This is a genomic window from Chryseobacterium sp. Leaf404 (assembly GCF_001424145.1).
Lineage (GTDB): Bacteria > Bacteroidota > Bacteroidia > Flavobacteriales > Weeksellaceae > Chryseobacterium.
The window spans coordinates 342,511-368,684 of the sequence record NZ_LMQM01000012.1; the positions used below are offsets into that span (position 1 = coordinate 342,511).

The following is a 26,174-nucleotide window of genomic DNA, read 5'->3' on the forward strand; positions in this document are numbered from 1 at the left end:
CGGAGTTTCAAAATTCCATATATATTTCTTGGCACTGTTTTTTCTTAGGCAAAAGATGTGACTTTAAGCAAAAAGTTTCATCTAAACACCTTCAAAAAATTTATGCAAAAGATCTATATTTTCCTTTTTGCCTTATTTTGCATGTTCTTACATGCTCAGTCTAAAATTATCGTAAAAAATTCGGTAAACCAGCAGCCCATCTTAGGTGCAACTGTAAAATGTGGCAAAACCGTTTTAGGCAAAACCAATATTTCAGGAGAGCTGGAATTTAAAACAACCTGTAAAAAAGTAGACGTTTCTGCAGCCGGATTTTATGAAGACGAGGCAGTGGTAGATAAAGTAATGGAGGCTTTTTTAAGCACAGAAGATCCCAAAACAAAAAGCATAAAAACGGTAGTTTTAGAAAATAAAAGTGACCCTGAAGCTTTAAGAATTTTACGTGAAGTTAATAACAGATATGCTGAAAACTCGCCTAAAAGTCTTCCATCCTACTCCTTTAAATCTTACGAAAAAATCTCTCTGGACATTGATGAAGACAGCATCAAAGCTTACAATTCATTCATTGCGAGAAGAATTGATTCTCTACAGAATTTGCCGGAAAAACCAATGAAAGCTGATGAGAAAAAAGATTCTCTGGAGTCTGTAAACATCATGAAACTTATTGGAACAAGCAAACTTTTTCTCTGGGAACGAGCCTCAGAATTTATGTATTCTGAAAAATATGGCGAAAAAATAAATATACTCGACAACAAAATCTCGGGAATGAAAGAACCCATTTACGAATTGATTGCTTTCCGGTCAAACAGAAGTGATATTCCCAGAGAGATTAAAGAAGAAAACAGGAACCTTTACCGCTATTTCCTCACAGATTCTATTGAGATTGACGGCAGACAGAACTACGTCATCAGATTCCGGGAAGTGGGATATAAAAAAATTCAGAATAACAGACAGTTTAATGGTTACATCTATGTAGATAAAGAGTCTTATGCCTTAAAAAAGATCGAAAGCAACTCTAAAGTGAAGACTGACGGAACCATTACCAGCATCTGGAAACCAATTGACGGTAAATGGTTTTTGACAAAGGAAGATTTTAAACTGAAAATGCCAGCCGCAGCCATCAATCTGGATGGAACATCAACTAAAAAAGACACTGAAGAAACCAAGAATCTGAAAAAGAAATTTGGCACCTACGCTTTTGCTACAGCAGATTATTTTGATTTTAAAACCAATACGGAAACCAAACCGGAAAAATTTAAAGGATACAGCATCAGCGTGCAGAATACCGATGGCAGCACCATCAGCCAATACAGAACCGAGCAACTTTCTGACCGTGAAGAAACTACGTACGTAAAAATTGACAGTTTAAGCAACAAATACAAACTCAACCAGAAAGCAAAAGCCTTAGCCGGATTGGTACGTGGAAAACTACGTTTGGGAATGGTAGATTTTGATCTTTCTAAAATCGTTGGATATAATAAATATGAACATTTTAGACTGGGCGCAGGAGCAAAGCTGAATGAAAGATTCAATAAATATATTTCCCCGGATGCCTATTTTGCCTACGGAATTTATGATAAAGACTTCAAATTCGGTGCGGGTGTAGACATCAGAACAACGCTTGAAAAAAACTCATTCTTCAGAGTGGAATATTTTGATGATGTGATGGCCGCAGGACGTTTCTCTGAAAATCTCTGGAACTTCAGAATGAAACTGATGAATTCCGGAGTGGCGATAAACAATGGTGTTTTCAATGGTTACAGAGGTTTTAAAGTCAGCTATGAAAATGATTTAACAAATGGTTTAACCTTAAATGTCTCAGCCAAAAAGACAACGGAAGAAGCATTATTCGATTATAACTATAAAAATCTGGGTAAAGAATTTGATTTAACTTCCTCCACCATTACTTTAAAATATTCTCCGAACTCGAAAAATATCATGACCTCGCAGGGCAAATATACTTACGACCAGCAGTTTCCGGAGTTTTATTTTAATTACGAACAAGGTTTTAAAGGTCTGGGGGGAGATTTTAGCTTCAGCAGATTTGATGCCCTGATTTCTCATAACTTCAAAACAAAACTGGGTGTGACCGGCGTACGTCTGTATGGTGGAATTGTGACAGGAGATGCTCCTATCTGGAAAAACTTTACAATGAATGGATTAGCTAACGGAAAAACGGGCTTTAATTTTAACCTCACTTCCTACCTCGGCTTTTCGACAATGGAAGGCGGAAAATATTACAGCGACAAATTTGTAGGAACGTACATCACACACAGGATTCCTTGGTATTTTAAAAGTATCGGAAAAAATGTGTCAAGTTTTGATTTGATTTACCGTGGAATCATTGGCGACATGAAAAATCCTGAATTCCACCAGTTTGATTTCCAGAAACTGGATCACCTGTACAACGAAGTAGGTCTGGAATGGAATAATTTCCTTTCATCCCAGTTCAATTTAGGATTTTTTTACCGCGTAGGTCATTACAACACGCCAGGTTTCAAAGATAATTTTGCAGTGCAGTTTAAGTTTAAAATATTAGGATTTTAAATATGAGTAATGAGTAATAGGTAATGAGTAATATAAAGCCTCTCGAAATTAAATTTTGAGGGGTTTTTATTTAAAATATTAAGGTCAGGAAGTTTTAAAGATTCAGTTTTCATCTATTCTGATAAATTTCAATCGTTTTTTTAGCTTCAGCAACATCGTGGACGCGAAGTAATTTTGCACCTCGTTCTAAAACTTTTAAATGTAATTTCTGCATTTCTTCATTGATATCTGAAGGCGATTTTCCTAATGGTTTGTAGATAAAAGATTTCCTTGAAATACCGATGAGCAAAGGATATTTTCCAAAACCAAAATATGCTGTTTCATCAATCATTTTCATCTGATCTTCCACCGTTTTCCCGAACCCAAAGCCCGGATCGAGGATAATATCTTTCACACCCAAACTGAGAAGTTCAGCCGTTTTTTGAGAGAAATACTGGTTGATGGATAACGTAATATCCTGAAAATTAATTTTGTCATGCATCGTTTCGTACGATGGATTGACATGCATCAAGATATATGGAAGTCCGGTTTCTGCTACTGTTTTGAACATTTCAGAATCAAACTGTCCGCCTGAAATATCATTCACCAAATCAATTCCTTCATTAAAACCAAACTTAAGGGTTTCGGAATAAAATGTGTCCAAGGAAATCAGCGCTTCCGGAAATTCTTTTTTGATGGAAGAAATAATTTCCCCCAAACGTTTGATCTCTTCATTAAAACTCAAAATTTCCGCATTCGGCCTTGTGGATTGCGGCCCTATATCGATGATGTCTGCACCGTCCTTCAACAGTTTTTCTGCATGTCTGAGAGCAGAAATTTCATTATTAAATTTCCCTCCATCTGAAAATGAATCGGGAGTGAGATTAAGAATTCCCATGATTTTTGGCGAACTTAAATCTACCAGTCTCCCATTGCAATTTATCGAATGATGACTCATCAATGATCTATGATTTTCTTTTCGCAAAAATACTCAAATATGTATAAAGTGTTATATATATTTGAGTATTGAAAATATCAATTTTTGTATCTTTGAAAGATTAAGAAAATTTATGTCAAAAACTTCAGAACAGTTTGGTCTTATTATTGACGAATGCCGTGATCTTTTCAGAAAAAAAATGCACGATTATGGTGCAGCCTGGAGGGTTTTAAGGCCAAGCTCCATTACCGATCAGATTTATATTAAAGTCAACAGAATCCGTACTTTGCAGATGACAGACGTCAAAATGATTGACGAAAGTGAAGAAGGAGAATTCATCGCAATCGTCAACTATTCTATCATCGGATTGATTCAGCTGGAGAAAGGTCTTTCAAATGATTTTAATGAAAATCCTGAAGAAATTTTAAGCCTTTACGACAAATATGCTGCTGAAGCAAAGGATTTAATGGAAAAGAAAAATCACGATTACGGCGAGGCCTGGAGAGATATGAGAATCTCTTCCATTACCGATTTAATTTATCAGAAAGTTTTGAGAACCAAACAGATAGAAGACAACCAGGGAAAAACCATTGTTTCCGAAGGATTGGATGCCAATTATTTTGATATGCTGAATTACGCGGTATTCTGTCTGATCAAATTTGCTGAAAAAGAACAAAAATCTGAAACTAAAACAATTTAATATGATTAAAGGTTTACTGCGCATCGTCATTGCCATTATCTTCATTCTTTCCGGATTCGTGAAAGCCGTTGATTTAGTTGGTTTTTCATTCAAAATGGAAGAATATTTCGCACCACCGGTTTTTAACATGCCTTTTCTGGAAAAATTTGCACTTCTTTTTTCTGTAATCATGGTGGTTCTGGAGCTTTGGCTGGGGCTGATGCTTTTATTAAAGCTTAAATTAAAATTCACCCTTTCTGCACTCATTGCACTCTGCATTTTTTTCGGTTTCCTTACATTTTACTCAGCCTATTTTAATGTGGTGACCGATTGCGGATGCTTTGGTGATGCCATTAAATTCACCCCTTGGCAGAGTTTTATTAAAGATATTATACTTCTGATTGGATTGATTATCGTGTTCATCCTCTACAGAAATGAGTTTCAGAAGACTGATGAGTACAGCGACAGACAACCGAAACGTTCCGATGCCAAAATAAAATACGGAGTTCTGGGCATTAGTTCTTTAGTTCTGATTTATTTTATGACCATGGGAATTGTAGATGAACCGCTGATTGACTTCAGAGACTACAAAATCGGAACAGATCTGAATGCCGAAAAGAAAAAAATTGCGGCAAACCCTTTTGTATACAAGAGTTTCTATTCGATGAAAAATGAAAGAACGAAAGAGGTGAGAAAAGTCAATCAGGATGATTATATCAAAAACACAGAATACTGGGCCGAAAATACACCGTGGAAAATCGAAGAAAATAAAAATGAATCTGTTTTGGTGAAAGAAGGTTACAAATCTGAAATCGCAAAATTCAAAATTGAAGACCCCTCAGGAAATGACATTACAAAAGAAATCCTGAATGCTCCGGAAGCTGTTATCATCTTTTCATACCAGCCGCACGATGTTTCACCGGAACTTTTAAAACAGGTGGAAACTAAAGTAAATTTGAACAAAAATGCAGTGAAATACGGAATTTCAACCATCCCAACAACCTTTAAAACAGTAAAAAATGCGATGATGGACGGTACTGCAATCAAAACGATTGCAAGAAGCAATCCTTTTGTTCTGACTTTAAAAAACGGTAAAATCACAGACAAAAAGCCCGCAAAAAACTACATCAAATAAAGTTGCCAGATTATAATCTTAAATGTTGAATCTTAAATGTTGAATTTTAAATTTTAAATCTTAAATTTTAATTATGCAAAAATCAAATAAATCAATCGCAGGATATCACTTACTGATGATTTTATCATCTGTAGACGGAGAATTTGCACCAGAAGAAGGAATGCTGGTTCAGCAATATTTGGCTGATGAGTTTCCTTTTAAAATCAATTTAGATAACGAGCTGGAAGCCATCGCTTTACTGCAACCTGAAGAATGGAAAGATCATTTTGAATTTCACGGAAGATGTTTCCTTGAAGATTCTACTGAAAAAGAACGTCTGAACTTCATCAAATTTGCTAAAACACTGATTAAAGCGGATGATGTGGTGACAGATGAAGAGCATACTTTCTATGTGCTTTTGAAAAATCTCTGGAATTTGAATTAATAAATCTCACGCAGATTGAAATCATTCCAAAAAATTTCTTTTCTCAGACACTAAAGGAAGGAAAATTTTCTGGAAATAATCACTTAACCAAACAATTAAAATTTATTCTAAACCCTAATAGAAAAATATAATGAGACGAAAAATAGTTGCAGGAAACTGGAAAATGAACAAAAACGTTATTGATGCACAAAAATTAATGACAGAATTGCGTGATTACAAAAATAACAATAACGCCAACTGTGAAGTTTGGATTGCTCCGCCAGCTTTATATTTAATGATGGCTAAAGACGTTTTTGAAAACGACGAAATCGGAGTTTTTGCCCAGGACATCAGTACGCACGAAAGCGGAGCTTACACCGGAGAAATCTCTGTTGATATGCTTGAATCTATCGATGCTGAAGGAACTTTAATCGGTCACTCAGAAAGAAGACAGTACCACGGCGAGAACGATGAAAACTGTAACAAAAAAGTGAAACTGGCTTTGGATAAATGTTTAATCCCTGTTTACTGTAACGGAGAAACTTTAGATCAGAGAAAGGCCGGACAGCATTTCGAAGTTGTAAAAACGCAGACTGAAACGGCTTTATTTACCCTTTCTGCAGAAGAAATTAAAAAAGTGGTAATCGCTTACGAACCAGTTTGGGCAATCGGTACTGGTGAAACTGCCACTCCGGAGCAGGCACAGGATATCCATGCTCACATCAGAGGAATTATTGCTGAGAAATACGGACAGGAAGTGGCTGACGAAGTGTCAATTCTTTACGGAGGCTCTGTAAAACCTGACAATGCAAAAGAAATTTTTTCTCAACCAGACATTGACGGTGGTTTGATTGGCGGTGCCGCGTTGAAGGTTGAAGATTTTTCTAAAATTATTGAGGGATTTAATTAATTTGAAGATTTGGCAATTCGTCAATTTGAAAATAAAAAGGGATGCAATTTTTAAATTACATCCCTTTTTTACTGTATTAATTTTCAAATTATAACATTGTCAAATTTTCAAAGTAAAACTATTTTTCTTTCGATCTCTGTAAAACCTCATCTACCATTCCAAATTCTTTGGCTTCAGTAGAAGTCATCCAGTAATCTCTGTCTGATGCTTTCTCTACCCACTCGTAAGTTTGTCCGGAATGCTCAGAAATAATGTCGTACAGTTCTTTTTTCAGTTTCAACATCTCTCTTAAGTTGATTTCCATATCTGAAGCTACACCCTGTGCACCACCGCTTGGCTGGTGAATCATCACTCTTGAGTGTTTCAAAGCAGAACGCTTTCCTTTTTCTCCGGCTACCAAAAGTACAGCTCCCATGGAAGCAGCAATTCCGGTACAGATGGTGGCAACGTCCGGCTTAATGATCTGCATCGTATCATAAATTCCCAAACCTGCATAAACGCTTCCACCTGGAGAGTTGATGTAGATTTGAATATCCTTTGCAGAATCTGAACTTTCTAAAAACAAAAGCTGAGCAGTAACAATATTGGCTACCTGATCATCGATTCCTGTCCCAAGAAAGATAATTCTGTCCATCATCAAACGTGAGAAAACGTCCATCTGGGCAACGTTTAATCTTCTTTCTTCCATGATATATGGCGTAAGGTTAGTCGGGCCGTACATTCCCATATACTGATCGGTCGCAAGACCACTGTTTCCTAAATGTTTTACAGAGAAATCTCTGAATTCTTTTTTAATATCCATAGGTAATTAAATTATCTTTTTCTTTTGAGTGACTAATTTCGTTCCAAACAAATGTAAGGACATTATGGCAGAAAGTGAAAATTTTAAATAAAATTTTATGAAGAAAAGTGATTTTTATTCATCTTAACTGATCTTTTTTGAAAGCTTTTTCTGTAGTAGTTTTTATTTTTGTGATGTTTTCATTGTGTGTAAAATCACTGTCAGCATTTTCGGTCTTCATTATCATACCATTATCATAAAACTGCTCTGTAGTCTCTTTAGTTCTTACAAAAATAATATCACTGCTTTTTTTCAATCTGTCTGCAGTTTCGTAGCATTCTGATCTCTCAACCTTTTGAATTAGAGAATCCGTTTTCAGATCAAATATGTACATTTTTTCGCTGTCACAAAGTTCACCGCTGGATTTTAGAACCAGGAATTTCACTTTTCCGTTCACAAGATAAGATTTCTGAGGAAGTAAATTGTCGTACATAAAATCAAATTCTACAGCTTGATATTTTTTTATGGAATCATAAAAATTATTCCGATAGCCGGAAAAGCGCCTTTCTGATGGGCTTGTGCAACTTTGCAGTGTGCATACAGCAAATATCAAATACAAACTGACAATTTTAAACATGCTAACTGATTTTTTCTGAATATAGAATTGTATTAAATATTATAAAATACTGTCTTACAGATAATTAATACGAAAAAAAATACTACGAATTTACTATATCTTTGTAACCGGCGACCACTCCAGCTTTGCAGCCAGTTGTCTTGAAAATTCTGTCAGCATCATGATCTTTTTTATTGAATCAAAATAGGCTGTGGGATTATTTTCACGATGGTTTTCAAGCTCTGCTGTCAGTTTTCTGATCAGAAGATGAACGTAATAATATTTATGAATCAGAATATTGGCCTCAACTTCATCAGCAAGATGATCGCCAATGGTTGGCGGAAAAATATTTCTGGTTGACCAGTCGCTGAGTTCATCGGGAGACATCAGTGCATCAGCTACTTTAAGGGTAATATCTTCATCCATCAGCTTCATAAAAAAATCTCCTGAACGTATCTCCTCATTCTCAATTCCAATCTTGATATTTTCTATAATTTTCTGATTGGTAGGAATCTGAAATTCATAATTTTCATCCTCAAAATGATGCAGAATTTCTTCAATGACGGTAATCTGATATTTTACCTGATCGGCATCCAGTCTTTCCAGAACCATATCGCCAAACATCAACATCGTTTCAATAAGCTTATTTTCCTGATGGATAATATTAAACTGAACCGAATCTTCCAGTGGAGCCTGTTGTGGCACGACTTCAAGTTTTACCGGAGCTGCAGCTTCATTTTGTCTTTGACTGTGCTGTGTCTGATGTTGCGTAAGCTGCTTCTGAATATCAAGCTCATTAAACAAACTTTGCTCAGAAAGACCAAATTTATTGGAAACTTCCTTCAGATAAACCTCTTTTTTCAAAGCATTCTGCACAAAAGAAACCGACTTTACGATGTTTCGGATGGCATCTGCTTTTTTGATCGGATCATTGCCGGCATCTTTAAGAAGAATTTCAGCTTTGAAATCGATAAAATCTGTCGCTTCTTTTTCTATGAATTTTTCAACGTATTCCTGAGGATGTTTTCTGGCAAAGGAATCAGGGTCGTCGCCTTCTGGAAATAGTAGAACACGGATGTTCATCCCTTCCGCCAAAAGCATATCAATGCTTCTGAAACTCGCTTTGATTCCCGCATTATCGCCATCAAACAAAATCGTTACGTTTTCCGTAAGTCTTTTGATAAGCTTAATTTGCTCCGTGGTTAAAGAAGTTCCTGAGCTCGCCACCACATTTTCTATTCCCGAAAGATGAAGCGAAATCACATCCATATAACCTTCCACCAAAAGGCATACATTTTTTCTCGAAATCGCCTGCTTACTTTGGTTTAAGCCATAAAGAACATTTGATTTGTGATAAATTTCCGTCTCCGGAGAGTTGAGATATTTGGCAGTTTTTACGTTATTTTTCAGAATTCTGGCTCCAAATCCCAAGACCCTTCCCGAAAAACTGTGGATTGGAAACATCACCCTTTCACGGAAACGGTCGATGCCTGCCGGTGAATTTTCCGGAAATATTGAAAGTCCTGATTTTTCTAATATTTCTTTTGAATAACCCTTTTCTAAAGCATATTCTGTAAAAGAATTTTTCTTCTCAGGAGAATATCCCAACTGAAACTTTCTGATGATCTCATCTTTCAGCTCACGCTCCCTGAAATAAGACAAACCAATGGACCTTCCCTCTTCATTTTCCCACAAAATATTCTGGAAATAATCATTGGCAATCTCATTTATTTTATAGAGAATATCTCTTTCCGTTTGTGCAATTTTGGCTTCTTCGGAGAATTCCTGGCGGTCTTCTTCAATTTCAATGGCGTATTTTTTGGCTGCGTGGCGAAGTGCCTCAGGGTAAGTGAAATTTTCGATTTCCATTAAAAAAGAAATCGCTGTACCACCCTTCCCTGTTGAGAAATCTTTCCAGATCTGTTTACTTGGAGATACTACAAAGCTCGGCGATTTTTCTTCATGGAACGGACTCAACCCTTTAAAATTGGATCCCGCTCTTTTCAGCTGCACATATTCTCCCACTATCTCTTCTACGCGGATCGTGGAAAATATCTTATCTATCGTCTGTTTTGAAATCATCAGAACAAAAGTACTGAAATTCGCTAATTTGATCTACAGCAATTATTAATTTAAGCAAAACTCTTCTTAATTATCAGCTTAAAGAAGCAGCCATTAAAGTAAATATCCGTGCAAATAAACTGCCTGTAAAAGAACAGTTTGTGTAAAATTCATAAAAAAACGGCAGACCAAACGATGATCTGCCATAACTTCAGGGTAATCTTTTTTTTCAGATTCTGTTATAAAGTTGTGTTTACCACGCCGTAATCAATAGTAAGTACCGGTTCATAATAACTTAAATTGCTGGAATCCCCGCTACCCAGATAAAGTTTAATACCGTAATTAATGATATCCTGTGTAATAATAATTGGCGAAAGCACCAGCTCATCACGTACAGTAGTAAAACCACTTGTTTTTGTTTTCTTAAACATCAGATCTTTTATTTTTGTGCCACCGGATACAGTACCCAAAGAAGAATTATACACTGCATTACCTGTGTAGGCCACAAATCTTGAAGCATCAGAATTGGATGTTGTTTCTGCATATTTCAAAGAAACATTGATAGTCATTACATTTCCCAGCAGCTGCTGCGGAACATTAATTTTTGAGTTGGCATTATCCCAGATGACAAAAAAGTTCGGGGTTCCAGACAGCGGATTATTCTCAATGATAAAATCTACGGGAGCTGCATAACTGCAGTCAAAAAGCTTGAGTTTGGGAGCCGAAGGAACAGTAAACGCAGTGGAGCTGTAAGCATATGTGTCTACATCATTCAGAAGCATATTCATAGGTTTTACAAAAGCAAGAAGATTATTAAAGGTAGTAGAACTCCCTATGGTGACCCAAACGCTGCCGTCCCAGTAATAATATCCTTTACTTTTGAGGTTCACACCTACGCCAACTTGGTTGGCCAGTGATGCGGGCGAAGTTGCATACACTAGATTAGACTCCATCGAAGCCCCAGCAACGACGGGCATACCGAAAATATCGTTTCCCGATAAACGCGGAATCATCAAGCCTTCTACTGTAGCAGTAGTGCTGGTGGTATTTTTATCAATTTGCAGTGTGGTAACAGGCGCTGTAGTATTGATTCCCACCTGCCCATGAAGAATGGCATTCATAAAGATGCCTAGAATTAATGAATTTTTCATTGTTGCGGTTTTTAGTTACTCAAATATAAAAATTAAAAATGATAAATTTTGAAAAAATTTAATAAAAATTTAAATATTATTTAATTATTTTAATAATTAATTGTAATATGATTGATAAATTAAATAATAAAATACATATTTTATTAATTTAAAAATATAATTTATTCTGATATTTTATCAAAAACAAATTGATAATAAAAAATTGTGGTACCTACGAGTAATAATAATTAATTATTGACAACAATTTGACAATTAGATAATTTCGCCGTCAGAGGTTCAAATTTTCTGCAGAATGTCACGAAATTTTATCAGTGTTATCTGAAACGTTTACTAATTTTACAGACTCAAAAAAATTCAATGCATTTCGAGATCAGAAATTTAGAACAGTGGCAGGATGTGGTAGACGAAATTTTGCCAGAATTGAAACAGAATATTCTTTTACTGAAAGGAAACTTAGGCGCCGGAAAAACTACTTTCACGCAGATTTTAGTTAAAAATTTTGGCAGCTTTGATGAAGTGAATTCTCCCACATATTCAATTGTAAATGAATACAACACTCCAAAAGGCAAAATATTTCATTTTGATCTTTACCGCCTGAAAAACATTGAAGAAGTGTATGACATCGGTATAGATGAATATCTGGACAACTCTTTTCTATGCATCATCGAGTGGCCTGAAGTGTATGAAGAAGAACTCGACGGATTCGGTTTTCACACGATGAATATTGAAAATAACGGCGAAAGCAGAACCGTCTCTTTCCATTAATTAATTGTCTTTAATTATTCTATACTTTATTTTTATATTTAAAATGCTGATTTGAAGACAGTAGCAAAAAGCCAATTGCCATCAGCAACTTAATCTGTATATTTGCCCTGTGAAACCGATTGATATTTAAAATATTCCGTCAAAAATTCATCCTTAAAAATGAGCACCACCAATATTTTCACCCCGTTTACCGAGGAAGAACTGATGCCAAAAGAAGAAAAACTCGAAGTCATCAAAAAAGGAAAACAATTCAGCATAGGAATTCCTAAAGAAACATGTCTGAATGAAAGGAGAACGTGTATAACTCCCGATGCTGTGCAGGTTTTGGTAGAGCACGGCCACGAGATCATTATAGAATCCGGTGCCGGACAGGGATCTTTTTTCACAGACCTTCAGTATTCTGAATCGGGTGCCAGAATTACCAATGATGCGAAAGAGGCATTCAGTCAGGATTTGGTGCTGAAAATAAACCCTCCCACAGACGAAGAAATTGAATATTTCAAGCCGAACACTTACCTCGTTTCAGCTTTGCAGATTAACTTAAGAGATAAAGATTATTTCTGCAGACTGGCCGAAAAGAAGGTTAATGCCATCGCTTTTGAGTTTATTTCTGATGAATACAAACAGCTGGCTTTGGTACGGTTAATCGGTGAAATTGCGGGCACCGTCTCCATCTTATATGCTTCTGAACTTTTAGCACTTTCAAACGGCCTCATGCTGGGCGGGATTACTGGTGTAAGACCTACAGAAGTAGTAATCATCGGTGCAGGAATTGTGGGAGAATTTGCTACAAAAGCGGCAATCGGCCTTGGTGCAAGCGTGAGAGTTTTTGATAATTCACTGTCAAAATTACGCAGACTTCACACTTTGGTAGACAGCAGAGTTCCCACCTCTATTATTGATCCCAAAGAACTTAAAAAAGCATTAAGACGTGCTGATGTGGTAATAGGAGCTCTTCCCAGAATGAATATGACCCCGATTGTAACCGAAGAAATGGTTGCTAAAATGAAAAAAGGAACCGTCATCATAGACATCACCATTGATAACGGCAAAGTGATAGAAACTTCCGAACTGACCACGATGGAAGATCCTTACATCATAAAACACGGCGTCATTCACTGTGGACTTCCGAATCTAACGTCAAAAATGCCGAGAACCACTACAAAAGCAATTTCTAATTTCTTTCTTTCCTATATTTTAAATTACGACGAAGAAGGTGGTTTCGAAAACATGCTTCTCCGTAAAAATGAAATGAAACAGAGCCTTTACATGTACAAAGGCCGTCATACTAAAAAAGTGATTTGTGACCGTTTTGGGCTTACGTATCATGATATCAATCTTTTAATTTTCTAAATGAGAAAAATCAAATTTTTTGCATTCGGGCTTATTCCCGGATTGATTGTTGTATTTTTTGTGCTGAATAAAAAAGGCGCCAGCTGCAGCGGATACCTCCCAAACAGCCGTGTAATCGCCGAAACTTTGTCTAAAGATTTTAAATATTCTGAAAGTTTCAAAACTGAAATGAATACTTTGAAAGTAAATGAAAAATTCTTAAAAGACAGCATCATCACTTTAGGAAAGATAGATTTCGAACGAAGTAAAGCCCAGCAAAAACCATGTCCCAGCTACCTGATGACCTATCCTGAAAAAAAACCCAGATATGAAATTACATTTGATAAATGTGAAGAAAATGCGGTTTTAAATTCTTTAAAAAAGCTTAGATAAAAATATTAAAGCAATAAACGCAGGAATCTCAAATATTAATATTTGTAGTTTCAGATAAAAAAAAAATTTGAAATGGACGGCAACTACAATCTGATTCATGATTACGTGATTTTCTCAGCAGTTTTTGCCTTATTCCTGCTTGTTGCGGTTTCTGTTTATCTCATCAGCCTTAACCAAAGACTGAAAATTAAAAATGCAAAACTTTCTGAAAACAACAGGATGATTCAGAGCAGGCTGAATGAAGTTCAGCTTGAACATATCGGGACCAAACTCAATCCTCACCTGTTTAAAAACATCCTCAATTCTGTTCAGTCACACGCGTACCAGACGTACATGTCGCTTGATAAACTGGCCAATGTTCTGGATTATATTTTATACGAAAGCAACAACAAATTTGTGAGCCCGAAAGAAGAGCTGAATTTTGCGTTAAGCCTCATCGAAATCAATAAAATTAAGGTAAATCCACTGTTCGATTTCAGAATAAAATCTAAAATAGACAAGTCTGATTCTGTTTTTGAAGAAAAAGTTTTTGCCCCGTTAATTTCTGTAGATTTAATTGAAAACGCCTTTAAACACACCGATTTTTTAGCACAGGATTCGTTTATTTTAATCAGTCTTGAGCTCAGTAACGGAATATTTTCGATGAAAGTGAGCAATAAAGCTTCGCTTAAAAATGTTCTTCACAAAGATCACAGCGGCTTCGGAAGTCAGTCTTTAGATCAGAGACTTAAATTGATTTACAATACTTTTTACACCCTGGAAAAAAGCTCAAAAAACGGTATCTTCACAGCAGAACTTACAATTAATTTAGGCGGATTCTATGATAAAATGCGTTATTCTTGACGATGAATTACTGGCGATAAGCTATTTGAAACTTCTATGCGAACAAATTGAAAATGTGGAAGTTGTAAAAGCTTTTAATGATCCGAAAATATTCCTCAGCGAAATTGAAAATATAGACTGCAACCTCTGCATCTTAGACATTGAAATGCCTGGAATGACCGGACTGCAGGTTGCCGAACAGATCTCACATTCCAAAAAAATTATTTTTACCACTGCTTACAAAGAATATGCAGCCGAAGCTTTTGATCTGAATGTGGTGGATTATGTGCGAAAACCCATCAGAAAAGAAAGACTGGCTCAGGCGTTTGAGAAAGCCGCACAGCTTTTATCAGCTGCAAAAAAATATTTCATAGAATGGAATACAAACATTGGCAAATCAACGATTTTTACAGAGCAGATCGCATATATCAAAACTTCTGAAATCGACAGCCGCGACAAAGAGATTCTTCTGATTGACGGCACGGTAATCGTCTTAAAAAATCTGAATTTCAAATCCCTTCTTGAAATGCTGCCTTCAAAAGACTTTGCGCAGGTTAACAAAAAAGAAATCGTTGCACTTTCTTCTATAAAATTTTTGACAACCAGCGAAATTATTACCACAGTTCAAACAGAAGAACATCAGTTTTTGAAACTTCACATTGGTGAAACGTACAGAAATTCTCTGATGGAAATGGTCGCAAAGTAAGCGGATATCACAATTTTAAATTTCACTGCAGAATTGCCTGCGTTTATTACATTTAAAGAAAATCCCGTATCATCATTTCTATTTTCTTCTCACCTTTGTCATATTAATGATTTTGAAAATGGCGAAATACAGAAACATCATTTTTTATGTAGCAACAATTATCTTTTTCTCGTGCGTGATGTACTGGTTTTTCATAGAGGGAAAAACGCTGGAAACCGGACAGAATATTCCTGCAGAAAGAGCGACCGGAGCTACCATGTGGGAGAATTTCTCAGATTCATTTCTGGTTAATCTGCATCATCCTTTGGCGCTTTTACTGGCTCAGATTGTCACCATCATTATGGTTGCCAAATTATTCGGCTGGATTTGCATGAAACTGAAACAGCCTTCTGTAATTGGTGAAATGATTGCAGGAATTGTGCTGGGCCCATCTCTTTTCGGATTGTATTTCCCTGAACTTTCAGCATTTATTTTCCCGAAAGAATCCCTGGGAAATTTACAGTTTTTAAGCCAAATCGGGTTGATTCTCTTTATGTACATCGTAGGAATGGAACTGGATTTGAGCGTTTTAAGAAAAAAAGCACACGATGCAGTAGTCATCAGTCACGCAAGTATAATTATCCCTTTTGCATTGGGAGTCGGGCTGTCTTATTTTATTTATAAAGAGTTTGCGCCTGATGGAATTCAGTTCAGTTCATTCGCTTTATTTATTGCCATTGCGATGAGTATCACAGCATTTCCCGTTCTGGCAAGGATCGTTCAGGAAAGAAATTTACACAAAACAAAAATCGGAACCGTGGTCATCACCTGTGCTGCTGCAGACGACATCACGGCGTGGTGCATTTTGGCGGCAGTAATTGCTGTGGTAAAAGCAGGATCATTTTCAGGATCAGTTTTTGTGATTATTATGGCAGTGGTTTATGTTTTTATAATGATAAAAGCCGTAAGACCGTTCCTGCACAGAATTGCGGAGTCTCAGAAAGGAAAAGGATTCATCAGCAAAGGTTTAGTGGCGGTTTTCTTTTTAATTTTGATTATTTCCTCTTACGCCACAGAAGTTATAGGAATTCACGCGCTTTTCGGAGCCTTTATGGCAGGCGCGATTATGCCTGAAAATGTGAAATTCAGAAATCTGTTTATCGAAAAAATAGAAGATGTTGCTTTGGTTTTACTTCTTCCGTTATTCTTTGTTTTTACAGGTTTGAGAACGCAGATTGGTTTGCTTAATGATCCTCATCTCTGGAAAATCGGTGGATTCATTATTCTTACAGCCGTCATTGGAAAATTTGTGGGAAGTGCTTTAACGGCAAAATTCCTCAAGCTCAACTGGAAAGACAGTCTTACAATTGGCGCCCTGATGAATACGAGAGGTTTAACGGAACTGATTGTTTTAAATATTGGTTACGATTTGGGCGTTTTAGGTCCCGAACTTTTCGCAATGCTGGTTATTATGGCGCTTTTTACCACTTTTATGACGGGGCCCTGTCTTGATCTCATTAATTATTTCTTTAAAGGAAAAAAATCATCTCTGGAAGAGGAAGATTCTGATGAAAACATGGCGAAATACAGAGTTCTTCTGTCTTTTGAAACACCGCAATCCGGAAGTACGCTGCTGAAACTTGCCGATAATTTTACCCGGAAAATGAACGGAAACAAAAGTGTAACGGCAATGAATATCGCTCCTGTAGATGAGCTCCACCCTTTTGATATTGATAATTTTGAGAACGAACAGTTTAAAAATGTGATTGAAACTTCTGAGGAATTAGATCTCGAAGTTACTACGCTCTTCAAGGCTTCAACAGATATTGAAAATGATTTAACAAACATTACCAACAGAGGAAATTACGATTTGCTTCTGATAATGCTCGGAAAATCAATGTATGAAGGCAGTTTGCTGGGGCGGCTTTTGGGTTTCACCACAAAAATCATCAATCCCGAAAAATTACTCAACACCGTAAAAGGCAAGAGCAACATTTTTAATAATTCTCCTTTTGACGATTCTACTTTACAGATTTTAGACAACACCCAAATTCCGGTAGGGGTTTTGGTTGAAAAAGATTTTACATCGGCAGACCGGGTTTTTATTCCTATGTTTAACCTGAGTGATTTTTATCTGCTTGAATATGCGAAAAGACTTATTAACAACAACAATTCTCAGATTATCATTCTGGATGTTGCCGGCCAGATCCGGAACAATATTGAAGTGAAAGAACTCATCAGAAGCATCGAACAGGTTGCACCCAACCACATTACTTTATACAACGAAAAAAAGATTGAAAAAGAATTTCTGGACAGTCAGGATCTAATGCTCATCAGCAAAAAAAGCTGGCGCGGATTGATTGAATCCAAGAGTCTGTGGCTTTCTGATATCCCTTCAACATTGATAATTTCAAATCCTTAAAAATAAAAATCCCTGTTTCGTAAATTTTGAAACCGGGATTCTTTATGTTTATTTTAGAACCTGTTTAAAGATTATCAAAACAGTTTGAATATATCGGTTTATGGTTTGACTAATTTAATCTTCGACAGGCTCAGACTAACAAATCCAATACGAATCACTAAATTAAACAGTCTCACTATGAGCTTGCTGAAGAGTTTTTGAACCATAAATATTTTTCTGATAAAAATTTAAACAGACTCTTAAAGTATATTAACCTCTCTTTCAAGATCAATTCCGAATTTTTCTCTTACAGAATCTATAATCTGGGCTGAAAAATCGTAAATCTCTTTTCCTGTGGCATTTCCCGTTGCGTTGACAATCACCAGAGCCTGAAGTCTGTGTGAAGCAACATTTCCGGTCTGTTTTCCCTTCCAGCCACACTGCTCGATTAGCCAGCCGGCAGGAACTTTTACAAAATCACCATTGGGATATCCCGGAATGTTTTCAAATTTTAATTTTAAATCTTCAAACTGAACCAACGGAATGGTGGGATTTTTAAAGAAACTTCCCGCGTTACCCATCACTTTCGGATCTGGAAGTTTGCTCTGTCTGATGTTGATCACCGCTTTGGAAACGTCCTGAATGGTGGGATTTTCGATTCCCAGGTTTTCGAGTTCAGTTTTTATTGCACCGTATTCGGTTTTGATTGCGTGATTTTTTAACGTTAACTTAAAAGTAACCTCTAAAATGACATATTTACCTTTCCCTTCCTGCTTAAAAACAGAATCTCTGTAACCAAATCTGCATTTTTCAAGATTGAAAATTTCAGTTTCTGAAGTTTCCTGATTTAAAACTTTACAGCTTACGAAAACATCCTTAATTTCCGTTCCGTATGCTCCGATATTCTGCATCGGCGAAGTGCCTACATTTCCCGGAATTAAAGAAAGATTTTCAAGTCCGCCATAGTTTTTATTTAAGCAGTACAAAACGAAATGGTGCCAGTTTTCGCCTGCCTGAGCCGTGACTAGCACTTGATTTTCATTTAAAACCTCTTCAGTAATTCCTTTTAAATTTAATTTAATCACCAGACCATCGAAATCTTTTGTGAATAAAAGATTGCTTCCGCCGCCAAGAAAAAGTAATTTGAGCGTCTGAGCGCTGGAGTGTCTGAGTGCTTGAGTTAATTCTTCCTGGGAATTCACTTCGGCAAAATATCTTGCTTTTGCTTCTACACCAAAAGTATTAAAAGGTTTTAATGAAAAATGTTCTGTCATACTATCGGTATTTCTCCGGAATTATTTTTGCGAGTTTTGCTTTAAAATTTGCGAGCTGTCTGTAATTGTACCCGTCATTGTACGCGTTTACAAAAACGTAGGAAGTACGGCTGGTTTTCACCTGAAAAGTTTCGTCAACACCATCCGCAGCCTGCAGACTTTCAGAGCTTTTGATAAATGCAAGCTGATTGATTTTCAGCTGTCCGAAAAGTTCGGTTTTATCTTTTGTACTCAGGGCTTTATTCCATGTCTGATTTCTGTTAGTCATCGTATTTCCAGTAGTAAGAATCACAGAATCCTGAGTAACTTTTATGTTTTTGTAGTGACCGCCCATGCCACCCACTTCAGATAATATAATGTACTCGAAAGTCTCTTCACCTTTAGACTTACCCGTTTTTTCTGAAGGTTTAGAGCACGAAAAAATCAGCAGTAAAAATACTGGAAAGAAGATATTCAAACCTGATATTTTTATTGCTGACATTGTTTTTTTTTGAATCAAAAATTATTTATCCTGATTGTACTTTTCAAGGGCATCTCTCAAAATCTCAGCACTTCTGCGAAGATCCTGCTCTTTAAGAACGTAGGCAATTCTCACCTGTTTTTTACCTAATTCGGGATCAGAATAGAAACCTCCCGCCGGCGCAACCATAATTGTTTCACCTTTGTTGGTATATTTTTCTAAAAGCCACTGGGCAAAAATTTCTGTATCATCTACAGGAAGCTCTGCAACGCAGTAAAATGCACCTTTCGGTTTAGGACAGATCACTCCGGGAATTGCATTTAATGCTTCAACCAAAACATTTCTTCTGTGTGTATATTCTTCTCTTACAGCTCTTATGTATGCGCCGTCATTCTGGTGTGCTGCCGTAGCTGCAATCTGCCCCAACAGTACCGGACTTAATCTTGCCTGCGCAAAAAGCATAGCTGCATCGTGTATTTTTTTTGAACGGGTAACCAGACAGCCTATTCTTACGCCACACATCGAATATCTTTTAGATTCAGAATCGATGATTATGCAGTTTTCTGCAAGCTCTGGAAATTCTAACATTGATATCTGCTGTTTTCCGTCATACACATATTCTCTGTATACCTCATCAGAGATTACAACGATATCATATTTAACAGCAATTTCTGCCAGTTTCTGAAGTTCTTCACGGGTGTAAAGATATCCGGTGGGATTTCCAGGGTTGCAGATAACGATGGCTCTTGTTTTCGCTGTGATTTTTTTCTCAAATTCTTCAATTGGAGGAAGGGCAAAACCCGTATCAATAGTTGATGGAACAGCTACAACATTTACATTGAAAGTGCTTGTAAAACCGTTGTAATTGGCATAATATGGTTCAGGAATTATTACTTCATCCCCATCATCACACAGCGTGGAAATAGCAAAATTCAAAGCTTCAGACCCCCCATTGGTTACAATAAAATTATCTGCTGTAAGATCTGTGAAATCTAATGAATGATAATAATCTCTCAGTGCAGTTCTGTATTCTAAATTTCCTTCGGAAAGGGCATACTCTAATACCTTAAGGTCAATATTTTTTAAAGCATTCAGTGCAGTTTCAGGAGTTTCTATGTCTGGCTGACCGATGTTTAGGTGATATACTTTAGTACCTTTCTGTTTTGCTTTCTGGGCAAATGGAACTAATTTTCTAACCGGTGAAGCCGGCATATTCTGAGCTCTGTTTGAGATATTAGGCATTGTTTGGATTTTGTATGGCAAAAATAGCAAATTATTTTGTCTTGCTTCAATTTAAAATAGCCAAAACCATATATACAATGCTTCACATAGAAATTATGACAAAACTGTTAATAAATCATTATAACAAACTTTTTTATCAGTGCAAAAGATTACAATTTGTCTATTCGAAACAGATAATCAAAAATATTTAAAAAATATTTATTTTCAAACCTTGTTGTATTGAGATATTTCTTAGTTTTACATCAAACTTATTAAACTATATTTTATGAACAAATTTCAACCGGCTCGTGTGCTGGGTGTCTTGGGTATTGCGGTAAGCTCCCTGACATTTGCACAGAACTATCAGACAATGCCAATTGCTACAGGCTTCAATGAGGATGTAATTGCAAACGGAACAGGTCCCGCATTAAATTCCACTACCGGTATCCTTGATGGTGATTCTTACACTTTTGTTGCAAAAGATTTCTTGGCAACAGCAACAAGTACAGCCATCACTTACGGAGTTCCTGTGAACGGAATAATCAGTACAGCGGTAGCATCCACTCCCGGATTAACTTATCAGTTAGGGAATCTCAATTCTCCTAATTCTTTAAGATTATCCAATGCAAGTCCTACAAGCACAATAACTTTCACCACACCTAAGCAGGCAACGGTTCTTTACATGCTTTCCACAAGCGGAAGTGCATTGTCTGTGCTGACTGTAACTATCAACTTCTCTGACGGCACCAACCAGCAAGCTACAGGAATTTCTATTGATGATTGGTATGGTGGATCAAACTTTGCGGTTCAGGGACTTGGTAGAATTAACAGAAATAGTGATGGATTAGATGCTGCAGGGGGAACAAACCCCAGAATGTACCAATCTGCCATTACGATTGATGCTGCAAATCAGACTAAATTTATTCAAAGCGTAACAATTACAAAAACAAATAGTTTAGCCGGATATCCAAATATTTTCGCATTTTCAGCGGATGCTTATTCAACTTGTGTACCACCTGTACTGCAGGCTCCTGCAAGCATTACACCCAATTCAGCTTTAGTTTCATGGGCAGCAGCTGCCGGCGGTGTAACTTATGATGTATACCACAGTACATCCAATACAATACCTACGGCATCCACAACTCCTACTTACCCAGCTGTAAGCGGAACCAGCCAGACGATAGGAAGTTTAGCTTCAAACACCAATTATTACTACTGGGTAAGAACTAACTGCAGTACGGCAACTTCACAGAGCGCATGGTCTTTCGGCGGCACTTTTAAAACAGCGTGCGGACCAATGACTTCGCTTTCTGAAAATTTTGATTCTTACGCAGCAAGTGCCATTGTACCAGATTGCTGGGTAAGAAATTTTGTTAACGGCACAATGTCAATCAGCTCAACAACTCCAGCTTCCGGAACGAGAAACATATATCAGACAACGTCAACCGTACAAATACCGAGTACTGTTGTTTTACCAGAATTCAGCAATGTAAATGCAGGCACACACTGGCTAAAATTAAAGGCAAGAGTAAGTGCAGCAACCGGTACTTTAAATGTAGGATATGTAACCAATCCAACGGATGCGAGTACTTTTGTATTGCTTAAGGCATTGAGTATTTCTAATACAAACTATACCAGCACTAACCCGGAATATACTGTAATTGTACCATCTACTGTGCCGGCAAATGCCAGATTGGCTGTGCGAAACACTGCAGACGGCAAGGGATACTATTGGGATGATGTTGTTTGGGAGCCTCTTCCAGCATGTTTCCCACCAACGGCGATCAGCACTTCTGCTGTTTCTGCCAACAGTGTAACTGCCAGCTGGACTGCACCTGCATCTGCACCTGCCAATGGGTATGAATATTATTATTCTACTGTAAATACGGCGCCAGTGGCTGCTACAACCCCTTCAGGTTCTGTTGCTGCAGGAAATACTACGGCAGTGATTCCTGGTCTCAATTCTATTACAACCTATTATCTCTGGATGCGTTCATCTTGTGGAGCTGCCAACAAAAGCACCTGGTCTTATGTAGGTACATTTAACACACTCTGCGGTGCAGTGCTGCCTCCTTACACCAATGATTTCAGTACAATCCCTGGTAACTGCTGGGCCAATAATATCTCTGGCGGCTCACCTACAGTACCTCCAACAGGTACGACAGTTTATTGGGTTTCCGGTGGATTCCTTAACACGGGATCTGTGAATTCAATGAGAATAAATCTTTATGATGTAAACAGAACAGGATGGCTAAAGACAACACCTTTTAACCTAACCGGAGGAGGGTTCAGAGTTAAATTTGATTATGGATTAACTGGTTACAATAACACATCATCTTCTGCAATGGGTTCTGATGACAATGTGCAGTTCTTAGTGTCTAACGACGGAGGAACTACCTGGACATCTTTACAAACCTGGAATACTGCAAACACACCTTCAAATACTTCAACCACTTATACTTTTGATCTGGTAGGATATAACAGTGCCAATACAGTATTCGCATTCTATGGAACAGACGGAACAGTGAACGATACTCCGGATTACGATTTCCATGTTGATAACTTTGTTGTGGAAAGTGCCAATCTAAGTACATCCGAGACCAACGCTAAGCTGAACACTGTGAAGGTTTATCCAAACCCATTCAGTGACATTATCAACATCTCAGATTTCAAAGATGTTACAACAGTAAAAGTAAGTGACGTTGCGGGAAGAACTCTTAAAACAATTGAAAATCCTGGTCAGCAGATTAATTTGAGTGATCTTAATGGAGGATTATATATTTTAAATCTTAAATTCAAGGACGGATCGCAAAAAAGCGTGAAAGTCATTAAAAAATAAAAAATATTTTTGAATTATTATTTCAAACGGCTGCACAGAAACTGTACAGCCGTTTTTATTTTTAGATTTATCTAAATTTTTGTTTATTTGAAAAAAAATATCAGCAATGCAAATTCCGGCTAATTCTGTAGAAGAATATCTATTAAAAATTCCTGAGGAGAGACAGGTTGTATTCAGAAAATTATACAACACCATCAGAGAAAATTTACCTAAGGGCTTTGAAGAAACCTTGAGCAGCGGCATGATGAACTGGAGTGTTCCTCTGGAGACTTATCCTTCCGGGTATCACTGTACGCCAGGAACTCCTCTTCCTTTCCTGAGTTTAGCGTCTCAGAAGAATTTTATCGCACTCTACCACATGGGAATGTATGCAGATCCCGAGCTTTTAAATTGGTTTACTGAAGAATTCCCGAAACATTCAAAAAGAAAACTGGATATGGGAAAATCCTGCGTGAGATTTAAGAATATGAATGAAATTCCTTTTGAACTGATTTGCGAACTGAGCAAAAAAATGACTGTACAAAACTGGATCGAGCTTTATGAGAAAAATCTTAAACGTTAAGCTTTTTGCTGTTTTAATTCTGATTTTTTCAGTAATCAGTTGTGCTTCCAATCTGAAATCGGATTTAAAAAATGGTGATTTGCTTTTTGTAACGGCAAAAAATTCTGGTTTATCAGGAGCGATTAATAATGTCACACAGAAAAAGGAAACCGAAAAATTTGATCACATCGGAATTTTAGAGATTAAAAACGGTCAATATTCTGTTCTTCACGCATCTCCTGAGAACGGATCAAACAGACAGAATCTGAAAGATTTCATTAAAGATCAGAAGAAAGATCAGCAAAATATTGTAGTCTACCGTTTGAAACCTGAATTTCAGAAAATTATTCCAAATGCTTTGGGAAAGGCAGATTTGATGCTGGGTAAGCCTTACAATTTCAATTATATTTTAGATGAAAATTCTTACTACTGCTCAGATTTTGTTGAAAGAGCATTCAGAGAAAATCAAATTTTCAAACTTGAACCAATGACTTTCATCGATCCTAAAACCGGAAAAACCAATGAATTCTGGCAGAATTTCTACAACAAAAAAAATCTGAAAGTTCCCGAAGGCGAATTGGGCTGTAATCCCAACGGACTCGCAGGTTCAGACAAATTGATTAGAATTAAAGAACTCTAAGAATCTGAAATTAATTTCTCCCGAAAATTAATTTCTCCCGAGGGTTTGGCAGATAATACAGATTTTTCTGCAACTGAAATCAGCTCAATCCGCAAAATCTGCGGGGACAAAAAAACAGAGCGAAATTTATCAGAATTTAATTTTTATCAAATTCCAATTAGCTGTAATATTAAAGAAATCCAACCCGGGTTTCTTTTTTTGTTAAATTTTAGAAATTATTAGTCTACAAATTTGGTGGACTAATAATTTTTGATATTTTTGCTGAGTATTTAAAACAAAATAAAACTTTATGTACAAAGGAACTGAGTCATTAACTTAAAAAAAATCACCAAAACATGATTACACGAAATCTGCAGTCTTTACCGCAAAAACTGACCATCAGCAAAAAAGAAATTGTTCTTGAAGTAGAATTGAACGGGAAAATGAAATTTGATCATCTCCTCAATGTAATTTGCAACCAGATGGGCATGTGCTACAGGGTTTTGAATGCAGATGTAGAATATGTCAACGGCACCGATTTCGGCTCTTTTCAGCTTTACCTGAATACGACGACGGAAGAATTTCAGAATCTGGAATATTTCCTCAACAAAAATAAATTACTGAATACCAATGTAGAGTACATCTGCAGAAGATATTCCTAATTGAATTCCATATAATTTGATTGAAGCGCTCGTCATCCATTAGTATGAGCGCTTTTTTTTTGCTTTTTGATATTGATGAATTGAAAAGTTCAAGTTTTAATAATAAAACTATTCAAATCTCATCCAAATCCCGCACTCCACTGCCAATCATTCAACAGAATTTCGGTAATAATAAAATCGTCAGAATATTCGTCAAAGCCAACTTTTTGTTGAAGGAAATTCACAACATCATTTGCCATTTTTTTGTCAGAAAAAACTCCTATTTCTCTCTCATCATCCAAAAATGAATGAATTGTATAAACATGACTTACTTTAAAAACCGTTTTTAAATTCAGCTTCGTAACTACCTGACTATAATTTGGAATAAAATCATCTTCGGGTAAATAATCCCGTCCAATTTCACCAACAACTTCTGTGAAGCCATTTTGCCAATTAATTTTATTCAGTCCTATTTTTTTCAAATGGAAATCGTGAGGGTAATCTGAAAATCCTCGAAAAAGCAATAACCTTTGCTTTTCTTTTTCTACTTCAGAGAGATCATCAAAATATCCTAAAAACTTACTGTCACGGTGGTTATCGTCTGTATAAATATGTTCGAGAGCGTAAACAAAATAGTCCATAACTAAAACCAAAGATTTGTAAAATACTCTGCAAAAAGCTTTAATCCAAGTTCTACTTTTTCATTAATTTCTTCAAAATCCAGATGTTTAAATTTTTCGGGATCAACGTGATATTCAAAAGGAATAATCATTTTACTTAAGATCTCACTCCAATATTTTTCTTTTTCTGCAAAAGATGTTTGGTTAGAAAAATGCTCAACATTTGAAAAATCAGGGATTGAAGGTGCATTTTTACTATCTACTTTTTCTTTAAATTCTTTTAATCTTGGATAAATAAAATCTGAAAGCATATACTTCAGATCATAAAGTTCTCCTTTTGTCATTATGTTCAAATTAAAAACCAC

25 protein-coding genes are annotated in these 26,174 nt (G+C 36.6%); 15 read left to right on the forward strand and 10 right to left on the reverse strand.

Annotated elements, in window-relative coordinates; all coding sequences use genetic code 11:
• Positions 1-102 precede the first annotated feature (102 nt).
• The gene (locus ASG31_RS13155; RefSeq protein WP_117585850.1) at positions 103-2,544 is read left to right on the forward strand and encodes a DUF5686 family protein; all 2,442 of its coding nucleotides are present in this window, start codon (positions 103-105) and stop codon (positions 2,542-2,544) included.
• Between the two features lie 109 nt (positions 2,545-2,653).
• On the opposite strand, the gene folP is transcribed toward ASG31_RS13155, so the two are convergent.
• Positions 2,654-3,481 carry a dihydropteroate synthase gene (gene folP / locus ASG31_RS13160; protein ID WP_056033359.1) on the reverse strand — a complete coding sequence of 276 codons (828 nt, stop codon included), beginning with the start codon at positions 3,479-3,481 and terminating at the stop codon, positions 2,654-2,656.
• A gap of 112 nt (positions 3,482-3,593) precedes the next feature.
• On the opposite strand from folP, the gene ASG31_RS13165 reads away from it, so the two are divergent.
• The 4 genes from ASG31_RS13165 to tpiA all read left to right on the forward strand — a co-directional run bounded on the left by ASG31_RS13165 (position 3,594) and on the right by tpiA (position 6,587).
• Positions 3,594-4,160 carry a DUF1599 domain-containing protein gene (locus ASG31_RS13165; RefSeq protein WP_056033361.1) on the forward strand — a complete coding sequence of 189 codons (567 nt, stop codon included), beginning with the start codon at positions 3,594-3,596 and terminating at the stop codon, positions 4,158-4,160.
• A 1-nt stretch (position 4,161) separates the two neighbouring features.
• Positions 4,162-5,274 carry a BT_3928 family protein gene (locus ASG31_RS13170; RefSeq protein WP_056034026.1) on the forward strand — a complete coding sequence of 371 codons (1,113 nt, stop codon included), beginning with the start codon at positions 4,162-4,164 and terminating at the stop codon, positions 5,272-5,274.
• Between the two features lie 73 nt (positions 5,275-5,347).
• A complete protein-coding gene (locus tag ASG31_RS13175; RefSeq protein ID WP_056033364.1) occupies positions 5,348-5,698 on the forward strand; it encodes a TerB family tellurite resistance protein in 351 nt (116 codons plus the stop codon).
• A gap of 130 nt (positions 5,699-5,828) precedes the next feature.
• Complete coding sequence (tpiA, locus tag ASG31_RS13180; protein ID WP_056033368.1) at positions 5,829-6,587, forward strand: triose-phosphate isomerase; 759 nt, start codon at positions 5,829-5,831, stop codon at positions 6,585-6,587.
• Between the two features lie 118 nt (positions 6,588-6,705).
• Here tpiA and clpP read toward each other — a convergent pair whose 3' ends face one another.
• The 4 genes from clpP to ASG31_RS13200 all read right to left on the reverse strand — a co-directional run bounded on the left by clpP (position 6,706) and on the right by ASG31_RS13200 (position 11,196).
• On the reverse strand, positions 6,706-7,389 hold the full coding sequence (gene clpP, locus ASG31_RS13185; protein ID WP_056033371.1) for an ATP-dependent Clp endopeptidase proteolytic subunit ClpP: 684 nt from the start codon (positions 7,387-7,389) through the stop codon (positions 6,706-6,708).
• Positions 7,390-7,507: 118 nt separating this feature from the next.
• Entirely contained in the window at positions 7,508-7,861 is a 354-nt protein-coding gene (locus ASG31_RS13190) for a hypothetical protein (RefSeq protein WP_056033374.1), read from the reverse strand.
• A 237-nt stretch (positions 7,862-8,098) separates the two neighbouring features.
• The gene (gene dnaG, locus ASG31_RS13195) at positions 8,099-10,066 is read right to left on the reverse strand and encodes a DNA primase (protein ID WP_056033376.1); all 1,968 of its coding nucleotides are present in this window, start codon (positions 10,064-10,066) and stop codon (positions 8,099-8,101) included.
• Positions 10,067-10,284: 218 nt separating this feature from the next.
• On the reverse strand, positions 10,285-11,196 hold the full coding sequence (locus tag ASG31_RS13200) for a hypothetical protein (protein WP_056033379.1): 912 nt from the start codon (positions 11,194-11,196) through the stop codon (positions 10,285-10,287).
• Positions 11,197-11,553: 357 nt separating this feature from the next.
• Here ASG31_RS13200 and tsaE point away from each other — a divergent pair, with 357 nt between their 5' ends.
• From tsaE to ASG31_RS13230, 6 genes are all read left to right on the forward strand, one after another.
• Positions 11,554-11,961, forward strand: a complete 408-nt coding sequence (tsaE, locus tag ASG31_RS13205) for a tRNA (adenosine(37)-N6)-threonylcarbamoyltransferase complex ATPase subunit type 1 TsaE (RefSeq protein ID WP_056033382.1) — start codon at positions 11,554-11,556, stop codon at positions 11,959-11,961.
• 159 nt (positions 11,962-12,120) lie between these two features.
• Positions 12,121-13,314 (forward strand): alanine dehydrogenase, encoded by a 1,194-nt coding sequence (locus ASG31_RS13210; RefSeq protein WP_056033385.1) that lies wholly within the window; start codon positions 12,121-12,123, stop codon positions 13,312-13,314.
• Entirely contained in the window at positions 13,315-13,686 is a 372-nt protein-coding gene (locus ASG31_RS13215) for a hypothetical protein (RefSeq protein WP_056033389.1), read from the forward strand.
• A 72-nt stretch (positions 13,687-13,758) separates the two neighbouring features.
• The gene (locus ASG31_RS13220; RefSeq protein WP_082504557.1) at positions 13,759-14,529 is read left to right on the forward strand and encodes a histidine kinase; all 771 of its coding nucleotides are present in this window, start codon (positions 13,759-13,761) and stop codon (positions 14,527-14,529) included.
• Positions 14,507-15,214, forward strand: a complete 708-nt coding sequence (locus ASG31_RS13225) for a LytR/AlgR family response regulator transcription factor (protein ID WP_056033392.1) — start codon at positions 14,507-14,509, stop codon at positions 15,212-15,214. The genes ASG31_RS13220 and ASG31_RS13225 overlap by 23 nt, the downstream gene beginning before the upstream one ends.
• 118 nt (positions 15,215-15,332) lie before the next feature.
• A complete protein-coding gene (locus ASG31_RS13230) occupies positions 15,333-17,615 on the forward strand; it encodes a cation:proton antiporter (RefSeq protein ID WP_056034032.1) in 2,283 nt (760 codons plus the stop codon).
• A gap of 239 nt (positions 17,616-17,854) precedes the next feature.
• Here ASG31_RS13230 and murB read toward each other — a convergent pair whose 3' ends face one another.
• From murB to ASG31_RS13245, 3 genes are read right to left on the reverse strand one after another with little or no spacing between them, the layout of a single operon-like run.
• Complete coding sequence (murB, locus tag ASG31_RS13235; protein ID WP_056033396.1) at positions 17,855-18,868, reverse strand: UDP-N-acetylmuramate dehydrogenase; 1,014 nt, start codon at positions 18,866-18,868, stop codon at positions 17,855-17,857.
• 1 nt (position 18,869) lies between these two features.
• Positions 18,870-19,349, reverse strand: coding sequence for a hypothetical protein (locus ASG31_RS13240; RefSeq protein ID WP_131725553.1), 480 nt, complete (start codon positions 19,347-19,349; stop codon positions 18,870-18,872).
• A gap of 21 nt (positions 19,350-19,370) precedes the next feature.
• Positions 19,371-20,570: a pyridoxal phosphate-dependent aminotransferase gene (locus ASG31_RS13245; RefSeq protein WP_056033402.1), complete on the reverse strand. Its 1,200-nt coding sequence runs from the start codon at positions 20,568-20,570 to the stop codon at positions 19,371-19,373.
• A gap of 265 nt (positions 20,571-20,835) precedes the next feature.
• Between ASG31_RS13245 and ASG31_RS13250 the strand changes: the two genes are divergently transcribed.
• The 4 genes from ASG31_RS13250 (at position 20,836) to ASG31_RS13265 (ending at position 25,210) form a co-directional block, all read left to right on the forward strand.
• The gene (locus tag ASG31_RS13250) at positions 20,836-23,388 is read left to right on the forward strand and encodes a T9SS type A sorting domain-containing protein (RefSeq protein WP_056033406.1); all 2,553 of its coding nucleotides are present in this window, start codon (positions 20,836-20,838) and stop codon (positions 23,386-23,388) included.
• A 106-nt stretch (positions 23,389-23,494) separates the two neighbouring features.
• Positions 23,495-23,950, forward strand: coding sequence for a DUF1801 domain-containing protein (locus ASG31_RS13255; protein ID WP_056033410.1), 456 nt, complete (start codon positions 23,495-23,497; stop codon positions 23,948-23,950).
• The gene (locus tag ASG31_RS13260; RefSeq protein ID WP_082504559.1) at positions 23,928-24,569 is read left to right on the forward strand and encodes a YiiX/YebB-like N1pC/P60 family cysteine hydrolase; all 642 of its coding nucleotides are present in this window, start codon (positions 23,928-23,930) and stop codon (positions 24,567-24,569) included. Before ASG31_RS13255 ends, ASG31_RS13260 begins: the two co-directional genes overlap by 23 nt.
• Before the next feature lie 335 nt (positions 24,570-24,904).
• Complete coding sequence (locus ASG31_RS13265) at positions 24,905-25,210, forward strand: cysteine methyltransferase (RefSeq protein ID WP_056033413.1); 306 nt, start codon at positions 24,905-24,907, stop codon at positions 25,208-25,210.
• Positions 25,211-25,329: 119 nt separating this feature from the next.
• Here the strand turns inward: ASG31_RS13265 and ASG31_RS13270 are convergent, their stop codons facing one another.
• Entirely contained in the window at positions 25,330-25,830 is a 501-nt protein-coding gene (locus tag ASG31_RS13270; RefSeq protein WP_056033416.1) for a hypothetical protein, read from the reverse strand.
• A 2-nt stretch (positions 25,831-25,832) separates the two neighbouring features.
• Positions 25,833-26,153, reverse strand: a complete 321-nt coding sequence (locus ASG31_RS13275) for a hypothetical protein (RefSeq protein ID WP_056033419.1) — start codon at positions 26,151-26,153, stop codon at positions 25,833-25,835.
• Between the last annotated feature and the right edge of the window lie 21 nt (positions 26,154-26,174).